The 1,707-nt window shown below is 51.1% G+C and carries 1 protein-coding gene; it reads left to right on the forward strand.

The features are described 5' to 3' along the window. On the forward strand, positions 1-1,707 hold a 1,707-nt coding region (locus tag KDK13_RS12430; RefSeq protein WP_257285290.1), incomplete at both ends, for an Hpt domain-containing protein.

Raw genomic sequence — 1,707 nt, forward strand, 5'->3', positions numbered from 1 at the left:
CAACGCTCTATTTCCACAGTGGCAAAGTAATATCAATGATGGAGCCACGACCAATGAGGTAAGAAGAGCCTTTTGCAGGTTGAAAGACAGTGGTCGTATGGATGGTGCTGACGTTATCGGTGAGCTGGCCTGGTCAGTGGAAAACATGCTGAACAGCGTGATCGACGGTTCTATTGCCGCGTCTGAGCCAATAGCCGAGCTACTCAATGAAGTCATCTTCATGCTGCCTGAACTGGTGAATGATTTTGCCGGGGACAGTCAGCAGCTGACCCCGGAAGTTCTGCTTTGCATGGAGAAAGCCGATGCCCTGGGTAAGGGAACCCAGCTTATCATTGAGCATGAAGCGTTCACGGAGCCTGAGCAGCAAGAACCTGCAATGATGTTTGGCAATATTCTGGAGGGCCGAGAGAAGGACAGTCCCGAAGAGAGCCTGGATAGCGACATTAATGAACTGGTAGCTGAAACTGAAGAAATAAGTAAACCCGTCGAACAAGCCGCTGAGCCAGATACTGGCTATGATCAGCAGTTACTGGAAATTTTTGATCATGAGGCCAGAAGTCACCTCAGTGTCATAAAAGAGTTTATCGATAGCGGCCATCAACCGGGTGGTGATATCCAGATCACTGATACGGTCCAGCGAGCACTGCATACCCTTAAAGGCAGTGCATTTATGGCAGAAATTACGCCGCTCGCTGAGCTGATTGCCGCCATCGAAAAGACCATCAGGGCGTTCCGGGCACACCTGGTGCCTGCTGATAGCCAGGTCATCAGCATGCTGGAACAGGGCGTGGATCTGATTGAAGACGCACTGCAACAGCTTCAGGAAGCCTCACGGCCACTGGAACTGAGAGTGGATAGCTTCCTTGACTGGCTTAACGCGCTACATAACCAACTGCCCGGCAACAGCCTGAACGACGAGTCTGCCCCGGAGCCTCATCCGGAAAAACAGCCAACTGGCCAACAGGCAGCACTGTTCCTGACAAGCAACCTTGACCTGCTGCTTGATGCCAGCAGCTATCTGAAAACATGGGTTAACCATACGCCCCATGAAGAACTGGACCGGTTCAAATTTGAACTGAAAGTGCTTGCTGAGAATGCCAATGAAGCCGGTTTGTCAGCCATCGCAGAGCTCTGTGATGTGTTACATGATGTCTGCATTTACCTTCAGACCCATGAGACCAGGCTTCCCCAGCCGTTACTGCCACCGTTCACTGACGGCTTCGAAGCCCTGGTTGAAATGATGAACCAGGTGGCTTCACAGCAAACGCCCGAACCGCCACAGGTGGTTTTCAGTGCTCTGCGTGAAGCACTCGAGTCTTTGCTGATTGAGCAGGCATTGAGTGAAACAGAGTCGTATGCAGAACCATGCGAAGCATTCGAAGAAAATCCTGAGAGTGATGACGGCGATGTTCTTCTTGAGGCTGAGGCTGAGGTTGATGTTGAGGCTCAAGAAGAAGCGGACTTATCATTTACTGAAGATAATCGTTTCGAACCGATAGCCCTGGCCTCTGGAGGTAACCCAGTCTCTTCAGAAAGCACACCTTTTGCTCCTTCCATCGCCGGGTCAGAGTCTGATCAGGAGCAGCGCAATCTGTTCATAGAAGAGGCTTATGAGCTGCTTGAAGACTCAGCCCGGTCTCTGGAAAAATGGTTAGGCAATACCAGCGATTTACAACCGGTTCATGAGCTTCAACGATGCCTGCACAC

It is taken from the genome of Endozoicomonas sp. SESOKO1 (assembly GCF_024606265.1).
GTDB lineage: Bacteria > Pseudomonadota > Gammaproteobacteria > Pseudomonadales > Endozoicomonadaceae > Endozoicomonas.